We start from the raw sequence: 19,936 nt of genomic DNA on the forward strand, positions 1-19,936 counted from the left end.
AAGCCGTATCGGGCTTTTCCCTATTATTTGATACTTAGTCATTCGCCTTACGCGATGGCTTGAACAACCATTGTGGCAAGAATCAACATGAAAGCACCACCGATCCGAGAAGAGATCTGTGCGAAAGGCATCAGTTCCATACGCTTACTTGCTGCAAGAACCGCCACGTCGCCAGTACCACCCATATTTGCCATGCAAAGACCACCCGTGATCGCCGCTTCGATAGGGTAGAATCCCATCATCCAACCAATTAATCCTGCACCGAACACCGCACCCAGTACCGTGATTAATACAAGCAAGAAGTACATAGGCGAAAGAGCCGCTAGGATTTGGTTTAGATCCGTATACGCCACGCCGATACCAACCAAAAGCGCTGGTGTTAAGTTACCAACCACAAATTTATACCAAGAATGGGCTGCTTGCTCTAGGGCAGTAGGCATAATGCCAGATACTTTGATGAGCGCGATAGACAGGATCATCAATGCGTACGTGTGCATGTCGATGACACTGGATAACAAGGTACCAACAAAGTACATAGTAACCGCTAAGAGAGCACCCACACCCAGTGTGGTGACATTAAGAGGTGCAGTCGATTGGTCTTCTTCCTCAATGGCTTTTTGTCCACGAATAAGCTGACCATTACCCGTTAGGTTGGGTGCAACTTGTCCTAGTTTGTTTAACAAACCGGCCATTACAATGGCGATGGCATTACCGATGGCCAGCGCTGGTACCATTTGAGACATCAATGTTTCGGCGTTCATGCCCGTTTTGCCTGACATGATTTCAACCAAAGGCACAGCACCTGCACCCATGCCGCCGCCCATAATTGGCAAGGCAATCAGCATCACAGAATCATAAAAGCTCTTGCTTACCAACATGCCAACTAAGCCAGTGAAAAGACAGGCAAAGAACGCAGACCCAAGAATAACGGGAATGTATTTTAACGCCGCTTTTTTTAGTGTTTGAGTGTCCATGCCGAAGATCGAGCCAGTCACAAGACTTGCAACATAAAACGCTAAGAAACCGCCGCTTTTCATAAACGTGGTGACATTTTGCTCGGCGCTTGCAGGAAAAATAGAACTGTGGAAAAGGTACGCTGAACCAAAAATAACCACGATGGCACCACCGCCGAAAAACTGATTGATTATCGGTGTTCTGTCGCCAATGTAATTTAGGATGAAGCCAGTGATGACCATGATTCCCAAAGCGCCGATCATCCCGCTTGGCATCTTGCCTGCAAAGGTGGCTAATAAAATGGTGATAGCGGCAATGGCTAAAATAATTTTACTGGTACGCTGATCTTGTACCGTCATGGCATCGTTTGTGATCATGGAAGACTCTCATTTATTGTTTGTATTAATTTGCGCCGCAGTCTACCAACCTTCGATCTAAGCGGAAGTTACTTTTCTTTTAATGAAACTAAAGAAAGCTTTAGAAACTTTTGTAATGCTGTTTTGTCGTCTTATTTACGTATTAAAGGAAGGTTCTTGTTGGGGGGGTGACGTTTTAGGGCGCCAGAATGGGAGCATGTACTGACAACGAAAAAGGCGTACATCGGTAATGAAAGGAGAGGGCGAAGCGTATCAAAAGAGTTAATGCAGACTACGGTTTTTTCCGTGTAACTGAATCCAGTCTGTCATGGCATCCGCCGTCATTGGTCTGGCGATGAAATACCCTTGGCCAATATGGCAGCCCATGTCTATCAGTGCTTGTTCGTGCTCCATAGACTCAATGCCTTCGGCGATTAAGTTATATTCAAAAGCCTGACTAAGGGCAACGATGCACTGGATGATCGAACGATCTTCTTTATTGGACAGGATGTTTTGAACAAAGCTCTTATCAATTTTAAGTGTGTTCAATGGCAATTTTTTTAAATAGCTCAGCGATGCGTACCCTGTGCCAAAATCATCCAACGCGACATGAACACCGAGCGCACAGCAGCCTTTTACCACGTCCACCGCACTGTTTATATCTGCTAAGGAAACCGTTTCCAGAACTTCTAATTCTAATGCTTTCGGGTTTACGTTCGGGAACGTCAGTAATAAATCAGATAGCCGTTGTACAAACCCTTTGCAGAGCAAGTGAGCGGGCGCAATATTCACACTGACAACTAAGTCGCTTATGTCCCACAGAGTGTGTTGATGTAGTGCTTCTTTGAGAACCCATTCGCCAATAAGAATACCAATGTTAGGGTGTTCTAAGGCCTCTGAAAAATCCCCAGGATACAGAAACCCCAACTCTGGATGGTTCCAACGAATCAGTGCTTCAACACCAATGATTTGGTGACTTATCATATTCACTTGAGGCTGATAGTGAAGTTCGAATTCACGTCGTTCTATCCCAATCTCCGCTGCTTGCAGCAATTGTCGACGATGATACTGGCGTCTTTCCTCTTCCGGGTCAAAAAAAAGAATGTTATTGCTGCCCAAGCTTTTGGCTTGATACATGGTTTGATCTGCTCGACGTAAAATGGTGTCAGCATCAAGGCTTTCATTTGTCACCAACGCGACACCAATGCTGACAGACACTTGAACATGGCAATCAAATTCTGATAATTCAATTGGAATGTTCACTAACTCAATGATTTGGTTAAGATAGGCTCTGCATTCTACATGATTGGTGATGTCGGGTAGTAAGAGAACGAACTCATCGCCGCCAAGACGAGCGAGCGTATCGTTTTTGCTCAAGATGGTTTTTAATCGATCGGCAATGGTGACAAGGACAAAATCTCCCGTGTCGTGACCATAGTTATCATTCACCGGTTTGAAATTATCAAGATCGAGGAAGGCGATGGCAGCGGTGTTTTCTTTTTCGATGATTTTTTGTAGATTTTTCAAAAAAAGTGGGCGACTGGCTAGCCCGGTGAGATTGTCGTAATGCGCCATGTTATGAAGCTTTTTTTCTAAATCGGCTCTATGAATTGAACTGATAATAGCTCGGATCAGTTGAGCGCTTTTTAATTGCCCTTTCAGTAAATAATCACTGGCGCCTAGACGCATAGCTTCTGCGGCGACTTCTTCATCACCAAGTCCTGTAATCATAATAACAGCACAGCGGTTTTCCATAATGGTTCGAATATTACTTAACAGTGTGAGCCCAGAATTTAAGCCGAGACGGTAGTCGACAATCACACAGTCGTATTCGCTGTTATTGAGGTGTGCCATAGAGTCTTCGATCGAAGAAGCTTCTGAGATATTGGTTTCAAAGTCCGTTTTGGACAGCATGCGACGTAGGCGCTCGCGATCAACATCGTCGTCATCAACAATTAATAGTTTTAAGGCGTGATTTCCATGAGCTTCTAAAACATCCATGATACTTCCAACTTAATGATTAGGTTCAACGGCCTCTTTATAGGCGTTTAGTAAGATGGCTAACTTCGCAAATTGAGGCCCAACGGCCGACTTAACCATATAGCCTGCAACGTTATTGTCGTAAGCGCGAGCGCGGTCATTGTCGTCATTCGACGTGGTCAAAATGAAGATAACCGCGTTTTGTAAATCCGGACTGTCACGAACGGCTTCCAAAAACTCAAAGCCATTCATGACGGGCATGTTTAAATCCAACAAAACAAGAAAGGGCGAGCTCAGTTTGCGTGTGGGATGTGCACCATTGAGTATGTCGAGTGCCATTTGACCATGCTCGGCATAGACAAGCTTCATATCAGATGAGACTTTTCTTAAACTCCGGCTGATCGATTCTGCGGCAACATCATCGTCTTCGACGATTAAAATACTGAGATCATTAATCATGATTATCTTTCCTTAAAAAACGAGGCCACCAAACGTGGAATGTCATTCCGCGCTGAGTGGTATTGGCTTTTACATCAATGGAGCCGCCGTGTGTTTCAACTAAACGACGACTAACAGAAAGGCCGATGCCCGTTCCACTGCGTTCACTTGAGGTGACCGTTTGGAATAATCGAAAAATGCGTTTGCAAGCCGCTTCTGGAATGCCCGGGCCGTCATCGCAAATTTCAAAATGACACAGGTTATTTTCTGCTTTGCAACGGACGACAATCGTGCCTTTTTTTGTATCGTGATGTTTAATCGCATTACTAAGAAGATTACGTATTACGGTTTCCAGCGGCGTCCAAGTGGAAACAAAACGTTCTAGCTGTACATCTCGCTCTAATGTCATGCCCTCTGGAACATCCAGCAGTTCAAAAACATTATCTAATAGAATATTGACGTTAATCTCTTGAGTGTTGGCGTCTATTTTTCCTGCGCGGGCGTACGCTAACAAATTGTCAATTAGTTGTTCCATGCGCTGAATCCGCACTTCTATTCTGTTTAGGTTCTTAGTGACTTCTTCAGGCGTTCCGTCACCAAGGTCTTCTTTGACCCAATCCAATAAATCGGCAATGCCGCGCAATGGCGAACGCAGATCATGGGAAGCCACATACGTAAACTCTTCCAAATTGGTGTTGGTTTCGCGAAGCTCTTGTTCCATGCGTTTACGTTGAGTGATGTCCAACACGAAGACAAAAACCATGTTTTTGTTGTCTTCGTCTTCAAATGGACTTAAACCAATTTCTACTGGAAACTCACGACCGTCTTTGTGCAGCGCGGTCAAATCTCGACCGACGCCCATCATCCGTGGCATGGGATTTTGATGAAAGGAATGCCGTAAACCATCGTGATGTTTTCGGTAGCGTTCAGGCAATAGCATATCGAGCTTTTTGTTTAGGAGCTCTTCTTGTGTGTAACCAAACGAAGCGCATAACACAGCATTGGTCAATTGAATGGTGCCGTCAGAGTCAACCACTAAAACCCCGTGAGGGGCATCTTGGATGGAGCGCTGAAACATTCGACTTGCTCGTAAGCGAGAAGAGAGGTCGATCAGTGTCGCCAGTACAAAGGTTTGACCTTCGTGTTGCAGCGGATTCAGACCAATTTCAATGGGAATATGCGTGCCATCTTTACGCTGAGCGTGGAGCTCTTGTCCGACGCCCATTTGACGCTTACGGGGTTGATTGAAGAACTGGCTCATCAAGTGTTTGTGGTTCGCTTGGAACTCGTTCGGTAACAGGGAATCAATGTCTATTGTCAGCAGTTCATCCGCGGAATACCCGAGTATGTCGGCAAGAGATTCATTGACGAAGAGAATGTTTGCCTGGGTGTTAACAATCATGGCACCCATTGGTAAGCAATCAACCAACTGTTGTAAAAAAGTGCTACTTCCAAGAGGCTGGTGAGGTGAAAAATCTTTAATTTCAGCCATGTTCTATTGATCCATTTAATCCATTAATAAGCTTCCGTTATAACTAATAGATGAAAATGGACAGATTAACAGCAAATAAACGTACTAGATTTGTTAACAAAGGTATCTCGACATGTTGGAAGTCCAGTCGCCTTTCATACATTGATATAAAAGCTGAGCTAGGTTTATTTGAAATCATGGTGTTGAGAAAAAAACATGGCATCTTAGGTGCGCTTTTCTTAAGTGAAATAACCTATCGATTTTGCCAAACATAAGCTCACGAAATGGTGAGTTTTTTAGTGTTTTTCCTACATGGTAATCGCGTCATATTACGCTTTCCTATTTACACCATTAGGCAATAAGCAATGGGTTAACGTCTTATTCCTTGGTCGGTTCTCATCCCTCTGTCGTAAATTGTCATCCGCTGGACGCTCCTAAGCATTAGGCCAAAATTCTTTCTCTCTATTATCACGGTGAAAGCTTACTTTATGGCGTCTTCAGCTTGCTGGGCGGCACAACCTTTTTTAACCACACCACGATAATCGCTTGAGTCGATTGTTTATATAAGGGAGCTGATCTGATGCAGCATTATTCAGGCTTTGGGTTGTTAAAGCACAGTTTTAGCCATCACGAAAACTGGCAACGGGTGTGGCGTAATCCAACCCCTAAAAAGAAATACGATGTGATTATTGTGGGCGGCGGCGGTCATGGCTTGGCGACCGCGTACTATTTAGCCAAAGAATTTGGTGTCACCAATGTCGCCGTGATCGAAAAAGGCTTCTTGGGTGGCGGTAATACCGCACGAAATACCACCATTGTGCGTTCCAATTACTTATGGGACGAAGCTGCGCACCTTTACGAACATTCGATGAAGTTGTGGGAAGGATTGTCACAAGATTTGAACTACAACGTGATGTTTTCCCAGCGTGGTTGTTTGAACCTTGGTCACACTTTGCAAGACATGCGCGACATCGAACGTCGAGTGAACGCCAACCGTTTAAACGGCATTGATGGCGAAGTATTAGACGCACAGCAAATTAAAGAAATCGTACCGGTTTTAGATTGCTCAGACAGCGCGCGTTACCCTGTGATGGGTGCGTCTTGGCAACCGCGTGCGGGCGTGGCGCGTCACGATGCCGTGGCGTGGGGATTTGCCCGTGGTGCCGATGCGCATGGCGTGGATTTAATCCAACAAACCGAAGTGCAAGATTTGATTATCGAAGATGGCACTGTCGTTGGTGTTCGTACGGCGCAATACGGTGACATTCGAGCCGACAAAGTCGGTTGCGTCGTAGCGGGTAATTCCAGCGTCTTGGCGAAAATGGGCGGGTTTGAGTTGCCGTTAGAATCTCATCCTCTGCAAGCTCTGGTTTCCGAGCCGATCAAACCGATTTTGGATACCGTGGTGATGTCCAATCATGTTCATGGTTACGCGAGTCAATCTGATAAAGGTGATTTGGTCATCGGCGCGGGGATCGATGGTTACAACGGCTACGGTCAGCGTGGTTCTTACGCCACCGTTGAACACACGATTCAAGCAATTTTAGAAATGTTCCCTGTGTTTAGTCGAGTGCGCATGAACCGTCAGTGGGGCGGCATTGTCGATACTTGCCCCGATGCGTGTCCGCTGATTACCGAAACGCCAGTGAAGAACTTGTTTTTCAACTGTGGCTGGGGAACGGGCGGTTTTAAAGCCACACCGGGATCCGGCCATGTTTTTGCGGCGTCTTTGGCAAAAGGCGAAATGCACCCATTAGCCAAACCTTTTTCTATGTTTCGATTTCATAACGGTGCGCTGGTGGATGAACACGGCGCAGCGGGTGTTGCGCATTAATTAGGGCAAAGCCGACTTAGGAGAAATACCATGTTTTATATTTATTGCCCGCATTGTTGCGAACACCGCGAGGAAGAAGAGTTTCATGCCGCTGGCCAAGCGCATATTCCACGCCCATTAGACCCAGACGCTTGCACTGACAAAGAGTGGGGCGAATACATGTATTTCCGCAAGAACCCACGCGGCATACATCACGAACTTTGGGTGCATTCGGCGGGTTGTCGTAAGTTTTTTAACATCACACGCGACACACAAACCTACGAAATTAAAGAAGTTTACAAAATAGGTGAAAAGCCGTCTGTAGTGGCGAATGCTGTCGAAGTCCAGAACAGCCATACCCAGAACAGCAGCAAAACACCGCTAGAAAATACGTTAGAAAGCCAGTCAGGAGCGACACTATGAGCCAAAGAAATCGCCTTCAGAATGGCGGACGAATCGATCGTTCCAAATCACTGACTTTCACCTACAACGGCAAGCTGCTTAAAGGCTACGCAGGCGACACGTTAGCGTCAGCCTTGCTGGCCAATGGCGTAGATATTGTCGGCCGAAGCTTTAAATACAGCCGACCTCGCGGCATTGTTGCAGCGGGTGCAGAAGAGCCGAATGCCATCATGCAAGTTGGCGCGACCGAAGCCACCCAAATTCCTAATGTACGCGCCACACAGCAGTCGCTTTATGACGGACTTGTGGCTGGAACCACCAATGGCTGGCCGAGCGTTGAAACAGACTTGATGGAATACGTGGGCAAAATTGGTGGGAAAATGATGCCGCCGGGCTTTTACTACAAAACCTTCATGTTCCCGCAGTCTTTGTGGGGAACCTACGAATCTTACATCCGCAAAGCAGCCGGTCTTGGTCGCGCACCACAAGATACCGATCCAGACATTTATGACAAGATGAACCAGCATTGTGACGTAATGATCGTCGGTGCAGGCCCCGCGGGTTTGGTCGCCGCGTTGACGGCGGCACGCGCTGGCGCTCGTGTGATTATTGCCGATGAGCAAAACGAATTTGGTGGCAGCTTATTAAGCAGCACCGAAACCCTAGACGGAAAACCCGCTGCCGAATGGATAGCAAGCGTGGTACAAGAGCTTGCAAGCTTTGACGATGTGATGATGCTCACCCATTCGCAGGTGAACGGGTACCACGATCATAACTTCTTAACGATTCAGCAGCATTGCACCGACCAGTTCGCCGACCGCGCGCCCAATGGGCAAATCGCGCAGCGTTTGCATCGTGTGCGTGCAAAATGGGTTGTGTTGGCAACGGGCGCCCATGAACGTCCTTTGGTGTACGGCAACAACGATGTACCAGGTTGCATGGTGGCGAACGCCGTGTCGACTTACATTAATCGTTATGGCGTGGCGCCGGGCATTGACTTGGTGTTGATGACGTCAAATGACAACGCGTATCGCACGGCGCTCGATTGGCACGATGCCGGTCGTAACGTGGTGGCGGTTGTCGATTCTCGTAAGAACCCACAAGGCACGTTGGTTGATGCCGCACGTGAACGTGGTATTAGCATTTTGGTTGGCTCTGGCGTGATTGAAGCCCATGGCAGCAAGCGCGTAACGAGTGTTTCGATTGCGCCATTAAACGACGCTGGCGACGCGGTTGTCGGCGCTATCGTGAAAATGAAAGCCGATACGGTGGCGACGTCTGGTGGTTGGAGTCCGGTAATTCACTTGTCTTGCCACACGGGCGCGCGTCCGGTTTGGAATGATGCGATTCTGGGTTTTACACCGGGCGCAACGGTTCAGAAACAACTAACGGCGGGTGCGATTAATGGATCTTTCACCACGGCAAATGCGTTGAACGAAGGCTTAAGCGCGGCCTGTGAGGCGTTGTCTCATTTGAATTTAACGAAGCCTGATGTCAGCTTGCCAGCAACGCAAGACATAGAAGAAGGCGAGGCGATGGCCTTGTTCCATATTCCGCACACGAAACCGACATCCAAAGCGCCCAAGCAGTTTGTGGATTATCAAAACGACGTCACCGCCGCGGGCATTGAGCTGGCGTGCCGAGAAGGGTTTGAGTCCATTGAACATGTGAAACGCTATACGGCGATGGGGTTCGGAACGGATCAAGGCAAGTTGGGCAACATCAACGGCATGGCGATCGCGGCGAAAACCTTGAATCAAACCATTCCGCAAACGGGCACGACGATTTTCCGACCAAACTACACGCCCGTCACGTTCGGTGCGATTGTTGGACGTGATTGCGGTGCTTTGTTTGACCCAAAACGTTACACCGCCATGCATTCTTGGCATGTTGAGCACGGTGCGAAATTTGAAGACGTTGGTTTGTGGAAACGCCCTTGGTATTACCCACAAGGACAGGAAACCATGCAAGAAAGCTTGAACCGCGAGTGTTTGGCGGTTCGTGAGTCTGCTGGGATCTTGGACGCATCGACCTTAGGTAAAATCGATATTCAAGGCAAAGACGCACGTGAATTCCTGGGTCGTGTTTACAGTAACGCGTGGGCGAAATTAGCGGTCGGAAAATGTCGCTATGGCTTGATGTGTGGTGAAGACGGCATGGTGTTCGACGATGGTGTAACGTCTTGTTTGGCGGAGAATCATTTCTTGATGACCACGACAACAGGCGGTGCCGCGCACGTTTTAGAATGGTTGGAAATTTACCATCAAACCGAATGGCCTGAGATGGAAGTGTATTTCACGTCGGTCACGGATCATTGGGCAACCATGACGATATCCGGCCCGAACAGCCGCAAGTTGTTGGAGAAATTGACCGACTACGATGTGTCAAAAGACAACATGGCGTTTATGGATTGGAAGCCAATGACCGTCGCCGGCGTGCCAGCTCGTGTCTTCCGTATTTCTTTCACTGGTGAGTTGTCGTTCGAAATAAACGTTCAAGCCAACTACGGTTTGCACGTGTGGAAAGCCTTGTTTGAGCACGGTAAAGCATTCAATCTAACGCCGTACGGCACCGAAACCATGCATATTTTACGGGCGGAAAAAGGCTTTATTATCGCCGGACAAGACACTGATGGCTCCGTGCATCCATTCGATTTAGGCATGTCGTGGGCCGTGTCGATGCAGAAACCTTTTAGCTTCATTGGGAAACGTGGCATGCAGCGTGAAGACTGTGTTCGTGCCGATCGTAAACAGCTGGTGGGTTTGAAAACGATCGATCCAAATGTCGTGTTACCGGAAGGCGCGCAAGGGGTGCTGGATCCGAAAGCGTCTATTCCGATGCCAATGGTCGGGCACGTGACGTCCAGTTACTGGAGTGCGAATTTAAATCGCTCGGTGGCGATGGGCTTTGTGAAAGGCGGGCTAGATAAAATGGGCGAGCGAGTCTTTTACCCATTGGTTGATGGACGAGTCGTAGAGGCTGAAATTTGCAGCCCTGTGTTTTTAGACCCAAAAGGGGAGCGTCAACATGTCTGATGTCACAGTAGAAGTAATGGAAAAAAAGTTGGTAACAAATCAACGTCCGACTGACGCTATTGTTGGCGAAAGCCCGTTGCATCATGCGGATTTGGCCAGCATTGCGAGTCAAGGTCCGCAAGAAGGTGGTGTGCATTTTTGTGAGCACAAACTCTTGGGTTTATTGACCTTGCGCTGCGTGCCATTGCCGCAGCAGCAAGAAGAGATTGAATCTTTGCTGGGCGTGGCTTTGCCCATGGCGCCGCTGACGTCTGTTACGAAAGACGACACATCGATCGGCAAAGTGTCGGTGCGTTGGGTTGGCCCCGATGAGTGGTTGATTATCGTTCCTGGTGACGAGGCGTTTGATTTGGAAACACGTTTTTTTGAAACGCTAAGTGGGCATTTCTCGTTAGTCAATATCAGCGGTGGTTCGACGGTCTTTGACGTTTCGGGCGATCAGGTTGTTAGTATGCTGAAAAAGTCGATTCCTGTGGATTTGCATATCCGTGAATTCCCCGTGGGCAAAGTGGTATCGACTATTTTTGCTAAGAGCGGCGCGATTGTTTGCCGACTGGGGGAAAACCAATTCGAACTGGTGGTTCGTCGTAGTTTTGCCGATTACCTTTGGCTATGGGTTCAAGACGCCAGTCGTGAATACGGCCTTGTCGTTAAAACGAGCTAGACAAGAACCGTCATTGTTTCAAATACATTCCTTTTCTTTCACGGTGTTGGTTGGCCACGTTAAGTGGTCAGCCATTGTCGTGATGCAAAAAGCTTAAGACATTGAGAGATCGTTTTATGAAAGCAAAAATCGCACCTTGGATCTTTACTGCGAGCTGCCCGAGCATCATCGGAACGGTAGACGTTGTGACGCGCTACATGGCAGAAGCGGGCAATTATATTGATGAAATCCATTCATTCGACGACCGTGAATCGGGTCTGTTTTTTATTCGCATCGAATTTTTACCGCAACACGATGATTTTAGCGATGCGGTATTTTCCGAGCATTTTGCCGATCGCGCTGCCGAGTTTGATATGGAATGGCAACTGACGGCTCCAAATCACTCGCCAAAAGTGGCGATCATGGTGTCGAAATACGATCATTGTTTGAATGACTTGTTGTATCGTTTTCGTACAGGGCAATTAAATATTGATGTCACGGTGATTATCTCGAATCACCCAGATTTAGAAGAACTCGCCAAATGGCACGGTATTCCGTATTACCATTTACCAATCACCGCAGAAACCAAGCTAGAGCAAGAAGCGCAAGTGCGCGCATTGATTGAGCAGTACGATACAGAATTGGTCGTGTTAGCGCGTTACATGCAAGTGCTGTCGCCGAGCATGTGCGAATACCTAGATGGTCGCGCGATCAACATTCATCACTCTTTATTGCCCGGCTTTAAAGGCGCTCGACCTTATCATCAAGCGTGGGAAAAAGGCGTGAAAATGGTCGGCGCGACGGCGCATTATGTGAACAATGACCTAGACGAAGGCCCGATCATTTCCCAAGGTATTCAAACGGTCAATCACGCCCATTATGCCGAAGATCTTATTGCCAAAGGCCAAGACATCGAACGCGTCACCTTGTTTAACGCAGTGAAATGCCACGTCGAAAAACGAGTGTTTTTAAATGGCAAACGAACGGTCGTTTTTGGTGGTTAAACAGTGGCTAATTTGGTATTACTTCGTCACCTGATTGGTTCAAGTAAACAATATCATCGGAAGGCGGCGAGGGCGCTTTGCCTTTTAAATAGGTGTATAGCTGCTCGATGTGTTTCTGTTTTGAGCTGCCTTTTGGCCAGACTAAATAGTAGCCTTCGCCCGTCGACACGGCTTCATTAAAGGGCAGGTTGAGCAAGCCATTCTGAATGGTTTCTGAGCTTAATAAAAGATCGCCGACAGACACACCGTGGCCGCACATAGCGGCCATGTTGCCTTGTTCTAACGTATCAAACACCTTGCCTTGTGCTATGTTTAAATCACGAAACTTCCCTGTGCTTTTTAGCCATCGTCGCCAATCTCTGCGATCGGGTGAAGGGTGGATAAGCGCACAGCGCTGCACATCTTCAAGCACTTCGTCTGTCATATTTGGGGCGCAAATGGGAACCAACCATTCTACAAACAACAGGGCCGATTCTGTTCCCTGACCAAACAAGCCATTGCCTAATAAAATCGCACAATCATAAGGTTCTTTACTAAAGTCGACCGTATCAATGTCCATCCAAATGCTGGTGGTTTCGACAGTTGATGTTGAGTTATCTTCATGGAAAGAATGTAAGTGATCAAGTAGCCAGCGCATGGTGATAGTGGAAGGGGCTTTTAATCGAATTTCATTATGAATGCTGCTGAATTCTAAACAGGCTCTTTCTAATAAGTTGAATCCTTCACTGATTTGTACCGCAAGAGAACGACCTGCATTGGACACTTCTATTCTTGGGCCATTTCTCACAAACAGTTCACATTCAAACCATTCTTCCAGTGTTCGTATGTGTTTACTAATGGCGCCTGTCGTCACATTTAAGTGGGCGGCGGCTTTAGTGAAGGAGCCAAACCGAGCCGAAGCTTCAAAAGCGCGGAGTGCGTAGAGTGGTGGAAGCGACATAAATAGCATTCTATATTGAGTTTAACTCACATTAAGCTTTATTTTTTTCCGTTTTTCAATAGTCGCATAAGCTTGAATAATGGGCGCATTTTAAAATAGTGACAGTAGAGAAAAATGCTTAGTAACGGAAAAGTGGTAATTCAATCTGATTTAAGAAACCTCACAAGAGATCATATCTCTACGTATAGAGTTGATGATTGGCGCATTGAAGCATTCAGTAACATTATAAGTTGCCTCGAAAGCCAAGACTTTCCATGTTTGTTTGGCCGAAATGCCTTGAGAAAGGAATCACTGCGCTTTGCATTTATTGGTGAACATAATTCCGTCAACGAACTTACAAGTGTCATGACCGAATTCACCAAAAGCATTGCAGACACGAATATTACGGATCGTCTGTACAGCCCAATGTTGATTATTTTCAAGAGGGCCGACTTTCAGGGATTAAAAGAGGAGCATGAATTTGCGTGGCAGCGCATACAAGAATTGCACGATAACGATACAGCGCCATGGCCTGCATCGGTTCCCTCTGAAGTCGAAGATTCCGCTTGGTCCTTCTGTTATGGCGGTGTTGAGTTTTTCATTAATGTGAGTTGTCCTAGCCACGTTCAGCTTAAGAGTCGCAACCTTGGGAATCATGTTGTGTTTGTGATTAATCCTCGTGAGCACTTCGATTTATTAGCAAGCCATAAAAATACCAAAGGCATCAAAATCCGAGAGAAGATTCGAAAACGCGTTTTTGATTACAATAAAGGCCATGTATCAAAAGAGCTGGGGTTTTATGGTGACAGCGATAACTTAGAGTGGAAACAATACGTATTGAGTGAAAGCGATTCTAAGCCTGCTTCTCGATGCCCTTTACACATGAAAAAAGAAGGGGGACTGGCATGAATCTGGTGCTTTTATCTACTTACATAATGTCGATTCTTACCTTGTTGCTAACACCTGGGCCGGTTGTCGCGCTGGTAACCGGAACCGCAACGCGTTATGGGTATCGAAGGGCGTTTGCCACCGTGGTCGGTACGAATCTAGCGTCTTTTGTACTGATCTTATTTGCCGCATTAATGCTGATTGGGGTGTTGTCTTTAGAGCCGCTTTATTTGCATGTATTAGGCATTATGGGGTCTATTTTTATTGGTTATATGGCGATCCAAAGTCTACTAACCGTGTCCGATTCCGACGGCGAAACCATTACGGCGTCCAGCGCAGGCGGTATTGTTCAAGGTTTTTTGACGGGAATATCGAACCCTAAAGACATTCTTTTCTTTGTGTCGCTGTTTCCCCAATTTATCGCGATTACGAGCGATTTTAATACCAGTATTTTGACGCTTTCTATTATTTGGGGAATCTTCGATTTTTCAATCTTGTCGCTTTATATTCTACTGGTTAAAAAATGGCTGCCAGAAAAACATAAAAAACGCATGGAAATTGTGTCGTCGCTCTTTCTTTTGTTGGTGGCGATTGGTGGCGCAATATACAACGTTTACGCCGTATTTGGGTGAATGTGTCACGAAGTATTTCCGCTAAGTCAGTATGAATGACTTCATAAAAACAGTCAGTAAAAATTACATTAGTAAGAAGAAAAAGCCGTTCAACGACAAAAAGTACGAGAACGGCTTTTTGGTCATAATGGGCCGTTTATTCGCCATGCCTAGGAATAGGTTCAAGATCGGGTTCCATAAAAGCGTGTCGAGCTGTATCGGAAAAAAGCAGCTTCGCGGAATAATGCGTCATCATAATGTTTGCGTTCAGCATCATGGGGTTATGAGCGATAAAATCATCAGATGAAAGTGAACTCGCCATGGTCTTCATGAAATGATGCACCGCCAAAATCCACGCTTCGGTCAGAGTCTCATGAAACTTTTGTGAAGGATCGATGCCAGCGTGTTGCAGCAATCTCAATAGCGTATCTCGCATGAGTTGAACGGAATAACCAATGTTGTGCTCCGCCAGATAGACATACGCTAAACGTATGTGCGCTTGGTGATTAAAATCAGCCACAGGAAATTCACACGATTCAACCAGACGTTTGAATTCTTGATCTGCTTCGGACAATAAATATTTCATCTCATTGCTCTGCTTATCTAATGTGTTAAGGGAGGACGCTGATTTCTATGATATTGATAAAGACAGCAAAATCACATAGCGATTTTTTGTTCAATTTGATGGAATTTTAAATCGAATTTATGACAGGGTGTTTTTTACTCTTGATCAAGTCGAGTATACTGGCGTCTTTCCCCCAACACGTCGCGAAGTATTTTTTATGACAACATCCAGTTTCAGCTTAGATCTGGCCGAAAAATTAAAGGCCATTGTAGGAAGCCAGTACACCTTAACGGACGCCGATAAGAAGAAACCCTACAGCAATGGTATTCGATTGGGTGGTGGTGACGCTTATGCCGTGGTTCGTCCTAGTAGCTTGGTTGAAATCTGGAAAGTGCTTCAAGCCTGTGTTGAAGCCGATGTGATTGTCATTATGCAAGCCGCCAATACGGGATTGACCGGTGGATCTACGCCAAATGGCGCCGATTATGATCGCCCGATTGTGATCGTTAGCACCATGCGAATTAGCGATATTCAGCTGATTGATCAAGGCAAACAGATTGTCGGTTTGGCTGGAAGTACCTTGTTTGGTTTGGAAGAACGACTAAAACCCTACAGTCGCGAACCGCATTCAGTGATTGGCTCTTCTTGTATTGGCGCGTCTATCGTTGGTGGCGTGTGTAATAATTCTGGTGGCGCGTTGGTTCAACGTGGTCCGGCTTACACAGAAATGTCTTTATTCGCACAAGTCACTGAAAATGGTGAATTGCAATTGGTGAACAACCTAGGCATCGATTTGGGCAGCGACCCAGAAGAAATTCTCGCCAACTTACAGAATCACACTTACCAAGAAACCGACGTACAATTTCCCGATAAACGCGGTTCCGACAATGAATACCATGAGCGTATTCGTGACGTCGACGCAGAAACCCCATCCCGCTTTAACAATGACCCGCGTCGTTTGTATGAATCGTCTGGTTGTGCCGGTAAATTGGCGGTGTTTGCGGTTCGCATCGACACTTTTCCAATTCCTGAAAAACATCAAGTGTTCTACATCGGCACGAACGATCCCGCCGTAATGGAACAGATGCGCCGTGACATGTTGTCAACTTTTACCAATTTGCCTGTGTCTGGCGAATACCTGCATAAAAGCAGTTATGACATCAGTAAAAAATACGGTAAAGACAGCTACTTGGTGATCGACAAACTGGGTACCAAATACATTCCTAAAATGTTTGCGATTAAACGCACAGTGGATCGTTGGGCGGAAAAATTCAGCTTCATGCCGAACAAATTTTCGGATCGCATCATGCAATACATGAGTCAGATGTTTCCGAATCACTTGCCGAAGCGCATGGAAGATTTTCGTGCAAAATACGATCATCATTGGATCGTCGAAACCAGCAACGACGGTGTGGCCGAAGCAAAAGCGTATTTAGATACCTTCTTCAAAGACAACGAAGGCGACTACTTTGCGTGTACCGATCGTGAAGCGGACCAAGCGATTCTGCATCGCTTTGTGACGGGCGGCGCCTTGACGCGTTATCACATTATGAATGGCAAAGACCTTGGTTCCATCATGACGATTGACGTGGCATTTCCGCGCAACGAGCAAGATTGGTTCGAAGTGTTACCACAAGACATCGACGATAAAATCGCTGTAAAAATGTATTACGGACACTTCTTTTGTCATGTCATGCATCAAAACTACATCATGAAAAAAGGCGTCGACGGCAAAGCGGTGAAAAAACAAATTCTTGCGAGTTACGATGTACGTGGTGCGGAATACCCAGCCGAGCACAACGTGGGTCATGAATATTTGGCGAAGCCAGCATTGCGCGAGTTTTACCAAAAAACCGACCCAACCAACAGCTTCAACTCAGGCATCGGCGGCACCAGTAAACTGAAAAATTGGCAAGAGCTGAGCGACGAACACACAGATTGTGGTTGCCATAAATAAGCTTTAGAACAACAGAGAATGCAAAAAGCCGAGACGTTTCTTTTAACGATGTCTCGGCTTTTTTACTTAATCATTGCGAATTGAGATATTTCTATATCTTGTCCGTCAGGGAACTTGGCGTGTATTTCTAGCTTACCTCCCAATGCTTCAATATATTGATTCAATGTACTGATAAGGGCATCTGGACGATTTTCAATCTGAGAGATGTTTGGCTGAGCAATATTCATAAGCCCTGCTAAATCGGCCTGATTTATGCGTCTTTTTTTTCGGATTTCTGCAAGAGACATCTCTGCAATAATGGCAACAGCTTTAGCTTTAGCTGCGGCTTGAACCTCTGGTTTAATTTTCTTGCGTAGTTCATTTATCGACTTAGCCATAACTAAACCTCCTATCTTGTTTTTTCTGAATCACTATTTTTCAAGTAATTTAAGAATTCTTTTTCAGCTAACGAAATATATCTATCATAAAGTTTTTTATCCCTTTTCCCATCTTTTCGACCACCGCATAACAATATGGCTTTCCTTGTTGGGTCAAAAGCATAAAAGACACGATAAGGTTTTCCTGCATGCTGAACTCTCAATTCTTTAAGGTTTTTTACCTTATTTGTTCCTTTTAGGGAATCTGCATAGGGTCGGGCTAATTGAGGGCCTTTGATCTCTAATACATTAACCATTGATAGCACGTCTTCTTGCTCTTTGTCCGTCAAGCCAAGAAACCATTGTTCGTATTCGTCGGTTATTAATATCTCCCAAATTATAAGCAATCCTTGCTGTCTTTATGGATAAAAAATACGCTTTAACGTATATACTGTCAAGAGTATATTTACACGATGTAAGCCTGTTTGATTCGCTTGTGAATATCGTTATGAGATAGTTTTTGATCTATTCCCATTTATTCCAATGTAATAAGATGGCTGAAATGAACACCGTTCTGGTTAATCAAAACCACATAGGATGAAAACAGCAATGTCCAACTACGAGCAGCTAACCTCACATTATCAAACACTGAATCATTTTAACCATGCTCAAGCCATTCTTGGCTGGGACGCTGCGGCAAACATGCCGTCTGGCGGCAGCGACGCGCGTTCAAAAGCCATGGCGGAACTGTCTGTTCATATCCATCGATTATCGACGCAACCACAACTTGAAGAGTGGTTTGGCAACGCCGAGCAAGAATCTCTCACGAGCGAGGAGCGATCTAGCCTACGTGAAATGAAACGCCAATGGCAGCAATCGACCGTGGTGCCAGAAGACTTGGTGCAAGCGCAATCCATTGCGGGTTCAAAATGCGAACACGCGTGGCGTTCGCAACGACAAGAAAATGACTGGACAGGTTTCGAGAAGAACTGGAAAGACGTCGTTGCCTTGTCTCGCGAAGAAGCAAAAATCCGCAGCGAAGCGCTCGAACTCACACCTTATGACGCCATGCTCGACAAATACGAACCGGGCACCACAACCGCGTCGCTCGATACGTTGTTTACCGATGTGAAAACCTGGCTGCCAGAACTGATTGAAAAAGTATTGGAAAAGCAGAAGTCGCAATCCATCATTATGCCGACGGGTACGTTTTCAACCGCTAAGCAAAAAGCCCTCGGCTTAGAGGTGATGAAACTACTAAAGTTCGACTTTGATCGCGGCCGACTTGACCAAAGTGTTCACCCATTTTGTGGCGGTGTACCAACCGATGTGCGCATAACCACTCGCTATAATGAGCAAGACTTCGTGCAAGCCTTGATGGGTATTGTTCACGAAACTGGTCACGCGCGCTACGAACAAGGCTTACCAAGTGCTTTCGCTGGCTTACCTGTCGGCGAAGCCCGTTCCATGGGTATTCATGAATCTCAGTCCTTGTTTTTCGAAATGCAAATTGGCCGCAGTAAACCGTTTATCTCTCACTTATCGCGCCTTTCTGCCGATGCTTTTAACACACACAATGACCCTGTCTTTGCTGAAGAGAACCTCTACAAAATTTACACCCAAGTAGAAAAAGGCTTTATTCGTGTTGATGCAGACGAACTCACATATCCTGCACACGTCATCATGCGTTACGAGATAGAACGCGACCTCATCAACGGCGTAATAGAGCACACCGACGTACCGGCACTTTGGGACGAGAAAATGAAAGCCACCCTTGGCATCTCCACCAAAGACAACTACAAAAACGGCTGCATGCAAGACATACATTGGACAGATGGCGCTTTCGGTTACTTTCCAAGTTACACTCTCGGCGCCATGTACGCCGCGCAATACAAAGCCACCATGATACAAAATATCGACTTCGACGCCGTTATCCAAAGCGGCGACTTAAGCCCGATATTCCAATGGCTCAGCGACAATATCTGGACACAAGCCTCGCTCCACAGCACAGATGAACTCGTCAAACGCGCCACAGGCGAAACCTTAAACGCCGCACATTTTAGAAAACACCTAGAAGGGCGGTATTTGTAACAGATCTGTTCCCTCCCTTTTCTTCAAGGGGAGGGCTGGGGAGGGGTTATGGCTCTTGGGCTAAAAGGTCTAATCCCTTATCCTCCACCACACTTTCCACAACGACAAAACTGTATAGAAAAGGGCTGTGACCCTGACTACCATCTTGGTTCTTGGAGCAAACCAAACACCACCGCTCGACACTGTCGTTCGACCTCGCTCTTGGCGTTCGCTTTGCTCCTCGCTGTTATTCGTAAACGCATAACTCATTGAATACAGCTGCCAAGTCTCTTCCCCTTTCTTCAAGGGGAAGACGGAAGATGGGGTTCAGAGCCTCAAACCTCATCAAACATTATGCATACCAAACATCGCCATAAACCGTCATCCCCGCGAAGGCGGGGAATCATCGCTCTGATGTTTAACTTGCTCGTAAAACCCCCTAAAAGTCTTATGGTCTTTCTGTATTTTTCATTG

The 19,936-nt window shown here is 46.3% G+C and carries 17 protein-coding genes; 9 read left to right on the forward strand and 8 right to left on the reverse strand.

The window, feature by feature from the left end; genetic code table 11:
- Nucleotides 1-47: 47 nt before the first annotated feature.
- The 4 genes from D104_RS21025 to D104_RS21040 all read right to left on the reverse strand — a co-directional run bounded on the left by D104_RS21025 (nucleotide 48) and on the right by D104_RS21040 (nucleotide 5,220).
- On the reverse strand, nucleotides 48-1,331 hold the full coding sequence (locus D104_RS21025; protein ID WP_024022605.1) for a 2-hydroxycarboxylate transporter family protein: 1,284 nt from the start codon (nucleotides 1,329-1,331) through the stop codon (nucleotides 48-50).
- Between the two features lie 261 nt (nucleotides 1,332-1,592).
- A complete protein-coding gene (locus D104_RS21030; RefSeq protein WP_024022606.1) occupies nucleotides 1,593-3,311 on the reverse strand; it encodes a GGDEF domain-containing response regulator in 1,719 nt (572 codons plus the stop codon).
- Between the two features lie 12 nt (nucleotides 3,312-3,323).
- Nucleotides 3,324-3,749 (reverse strand): response regulator, encoded by a 426-nt coding sequence (locus tag D104_RS21035; RefSeq protein ID WP_024022607.1) that lies wholly within the window; start codon nucleotides 3,747-3,749, stop codon nucleotides 3,324-3,326.
- Nucleotides 3,742-5,220, reverse strand: coding sequence for a sensor histidine kinase (locus D104_RS21040; protein WP_024022608.1), 1,479 nt, complete (start codon nucleotides 5,218-5,220; stop codon nucleotides 3,742-3,744). Before D104_RS21040 ends, D104_RS21035 begins: the two co-directional genes overlap by 8 nt.
- A gap of 559 nt (nucleotides 5,221-5,779) precedes the next feature.
- On the opposite strand from D104_RS21040, the gene D104_RS21045 reads away from it, so the two are divergent.
- From D104_RS21045 to purU, 5 genes are all read left to right on the forward strand, one after another.
- The gene (locus D104_RS21045; RefSeq protein WP_024022609.1) at nucleotides 5,780-7,033 is read left to right on the forward strand and encodes a sarcosine oxidase subunit beta family protein; all 1,254 of its coding nucleotides are present in this window, start codon (nucleotides 5,780-5,782) and stop codon (nucleotides 7,031-7,033) included.
- A 30-nt stretch (nucleotides 7,034-7,063) separates the two neighbouring features.
- A complete protein-coding gene (locus D104_RS0118575; RefSeq protein ID WP_024022610.1) occupies nucleotides 7,064-7,435 on the forward strand; it encodes a sarcosine oxidase subunit delta in 372 nt (123 codons plus the stop codon).
- Nucleotides 7,432-10,449, forward strand: a complete 3,018-nt coding sequence (locus D104_RS21050; RefSeq protein ID WP_024022611.1) for a sarcosine oxidase subunit alpha — start codon at nucleotides 7,432-7,434, stop codon at nucleotides 10,447-10,449. Before D104_RS0118575 ends, D104_RS21050 begins: the two co-directional genes overlap by 4 nt.
- Nucleotides 10,442-11,113 carry a sarcosine oxidase subunit gamma gene (locus D104_RS21055; protein ID WP_024022612.1) on the forward strand — a complete coding sequence of 224 codons (672 nt, stop codon included), beginning with the start codon at nucleotides 10,442-10,444 and terminating at the stop codon, nucleotides 11,111-11,113. The genes D104_RS21050 and D104_RS21055 overlap by 8 nt, the downstream gene beginning before the upstream one ends.
- 116 nt (nucleotides 11,114-11,229) lie before the next feature.
- Nucleotides 11,230-12,096: a formyltetrahydrofolate deformylase gene (gene purU / locus D104_RS21060; RefSeq protein WP_024022613.1), complete on the forward strand. Its 867-nt coding sequence runs from the start codon at nucleotides 11,230-11,232 to the stop codon at nucleotides 12,094-12,096.
- 7 nt (nucleotides 12,097-12,103) lie between these two features.
- On the opposite strand, the gene D104_RS21065 is transcribed toward purU, so the two are convergent.
- Entirely contained in the window at nucleotides 12,104-13,036 is a 933-nt protein-coding gene (locus D104_RS21065) for a LysR family transcriptional regulator (protein ID WP_024022614.1), read from the reverse strand.
- A 114-nt stretch (nucleotides 13,037-13,150) separates the two neighbouring features.
- Here D104_RS21065 and D104_RS21070 point away from each other — a divergent pair, with 114 nt between their 5' ends.
- On the forward strand, nucleotides 13,151-13,924 hold the full coding sequence (locus D104_RS21070) for a YqcI/YcgG family protein (protein WP_024022615.1): 774 nt from the start codon (nucleotides 13,151-13,153) through the stop codon (nucleotides 13,922-13,924).
- Nucleotides 13,921-14,535, forward strand: coding sequence for a LysE family translocator (locus D104_RS21075; protein WP_024022616.1), 615 nt, complete (start codon nucleotides 13,921-13,923; stop codon nucleotides 14,533-14,535). Before D104_RS21070 ends, D104_RS21075 begins: the two co-directional genes overlap by 4 nt.
- A 136-nt stretch (nucleotides 14,536-14,671) precedes the next feature.
- Here D104_RS21075 and D104_RS21080 read toward each other — a convergent pair whose 3' ends face one another.
- Nucleotides 14,672-15,100: a hypothetical protein gene (locus D104_RS21080; protein ID WP_024022617.1), complete on the reverse strand. Its 429-nt coding sequence runs from the start codon at nucleotides 15,098-15,100 to the stop codon at nucleotides 14,672-14,674.
- 196 nt (nucleotides 15,101-15,296) lie between these two features.
- On the opposite strand from D104_RS21080, the gene dld reads away from it, so the two are divergent.
- Nucleotides 15,297-17,036, forward strand: coding sequence for a D-lactate dehydrogenase (gene dld, locus D104_RS21085; protein WP_024022618.1), 1,740 nt, complete (start codon nucleotides 15,297-15,299; stop codon nucleotides 17,034-17,036).
- A 62-nt stretch (nucleotides 17,037-17,098) separates the two neighbouring features.
- Here dld and D104_RS21090 read toward each other — a convergent pair whose 3' ends face one another.
- Both D104_RS21090 and D104_RS21095 read right to left on the reverse strand, forming a co-directional pair.
- The gene (locus D104_RS21090) at nucleotides 17,099-17,413 is read right to left on the reverse strand and encodes an XRE family transcriptional regulator (RefSeq protein WP_024022619.1); all 315 of its coding nucleotides are present in this window, start codon (nucleotides 17,411-17,413) and stop codon (nucleotides 17,099-17,101) included.
- Nucleotides 17,414-17,424: 11 nt separating this feature from the next.
- Nucleotides 17,425-17,799 (reverse strand): type II toxin-antitoxin system RelE/ParE family toxin, encoded by a 375-nt coding sequence (locus tag D104_RS21095; RefSeq protein ID WP_024022620.1) that lies wholly within the window; start codon nucleotides 17,797-17,799, stop codon nucleotides 17,425-17,427.
- A gap of 202 nt (nucleotides 17,800-18,001) precedes the next feature.
- Here D104_RS21095 and D104_RS21100 point away from each other — a divergent pair, with 202 nt between their 5' ends.
- Nucleotides 18,002-19,483 (forward strand): carboxypeptidase M32, encoded by a 1,482-nt coding sequence (locus D104_RS21100; RefSeq protein WP_024022621.1) that lies wholly within the window; start codon nucleotides 18,002-18,004, stop codon nucleotides 19,481-19,483.
- Nucleotides 19,484-19,936: the final 453 nt, after the last annotated feature.

Source organism: Marinomonas profundimaris (assembly GCF_000508165.1).
In the GTDB taxonomy this organism is placed as follows: Bacteria; Pseudomonadota; Gammaproteobacteria; order Pseudomonadales; family Marinomonadaceae; genus Marinomonas; species Marinomonas profundimaris.

Coding starts and splice junctions, on each gene's coding strand:
- D104_RS21025 (WP_024022605.1), bottom strand. CDS start 1,331: ATGATCACAAACGATGCCATGACGGTACAAGATCAGCGTACCAGTAAA.
- D104_RS21030 (WP_024022606.1), bottom strand. CDS start 3,311: ATGGATGTTTTAGAAGCTCATGGAAATCACGCCTTAAAACTATTAATT.
- D104_RS21035 (WP_024022607.1), bottom strand. CDS start 3,749: ATGATTAATGATCTCAGTATTTTAATCGTCGAAGACGATGATGTTGCC.
- D104_RS21040 (WP_024022608.1), bottom strand. CDS start 5,220: ATGGCTGAAATTAAAGATTTTTCACCTCACCAGCCTCTTGGAAGTAGC.
- D104_RS21045 (WP_024022609.1), top strand. CDS start 5,780: ATGCAGCATTATTCAGGCTTTGGGTTGTTAAAGCACAGTTTTAGCCAT.
- D104_RS0118575 (WP_024022610.1), top strand. CDS start 7,064: ATGTTTTATATTTATTGCCCGCATTGTTGCGAACACCGCGAGGAAGAA.
- D104_RS21050 (WP_024022611.1), top strand. CDS start 7,432: ATGAGCCAAAGAAATCGCCTTCAGAATGGCGGACGAATCGATCGTTCC.
- D104_RS21055 (WP_024022612.1), top strand. CDS start 10,442: ATGTCTGATGTCACAGTAGAAGTAATGGAAAAAAAGTTGGTAACAAAT.
- purU (WP_024022613.1), top strand. CDS start 11,230: ATGAAAGCAAAAATCGCACCTTGGATCTTTACTGCGAGCTGCCCGAGC.
- D104_RS21065 (WP_024022614.1), bottom strand. CDS start 13,036: ATGTCGCTTCCACCACTCTACGCACTCCGCGCTTTTGAAGCTTCGGCT.
- D104_RS21070 (WP_024022615.1), top strand. CDS start 13,151: ATGCTTAGTAACGGAAAAGTGGTAATTCAATCTGATTTAAGAAACCTC.
- D104_RS21075 (WP_024022616.1), top strand. CDS start 13,921: ATGAATCTGGTGCTTTTATCTACTTACATAATGTCGATTCTTACCTTG.
- D104_RS21080 (WP_024022617.1), bottom strand. CDS start 15,100: ATGAAATATTTATTGTCCGAAGCAGATCAAGAATTCAAACGTCTGGTT.
- dld (WP_024022618.1), top strand. CDS start 15,297: ATGACAACATCCAGTTTCAGCTTAGATCTGGCCGAAAAATTAAAGGCC.
- D104_RS21090 (WP_024022619.1), bottom strand. CDS start 17,413: ATGGCTAAGTCGATAAATGAACTACGCAAGAAAATTAAACCAGAGGTT.
- D104_RS21100 (WP_024022621.1), top strand. CDS start 18,002: ATGTCCAACTACGAGCAGCTAACCTCACATTATCAAACACTGAATCAT.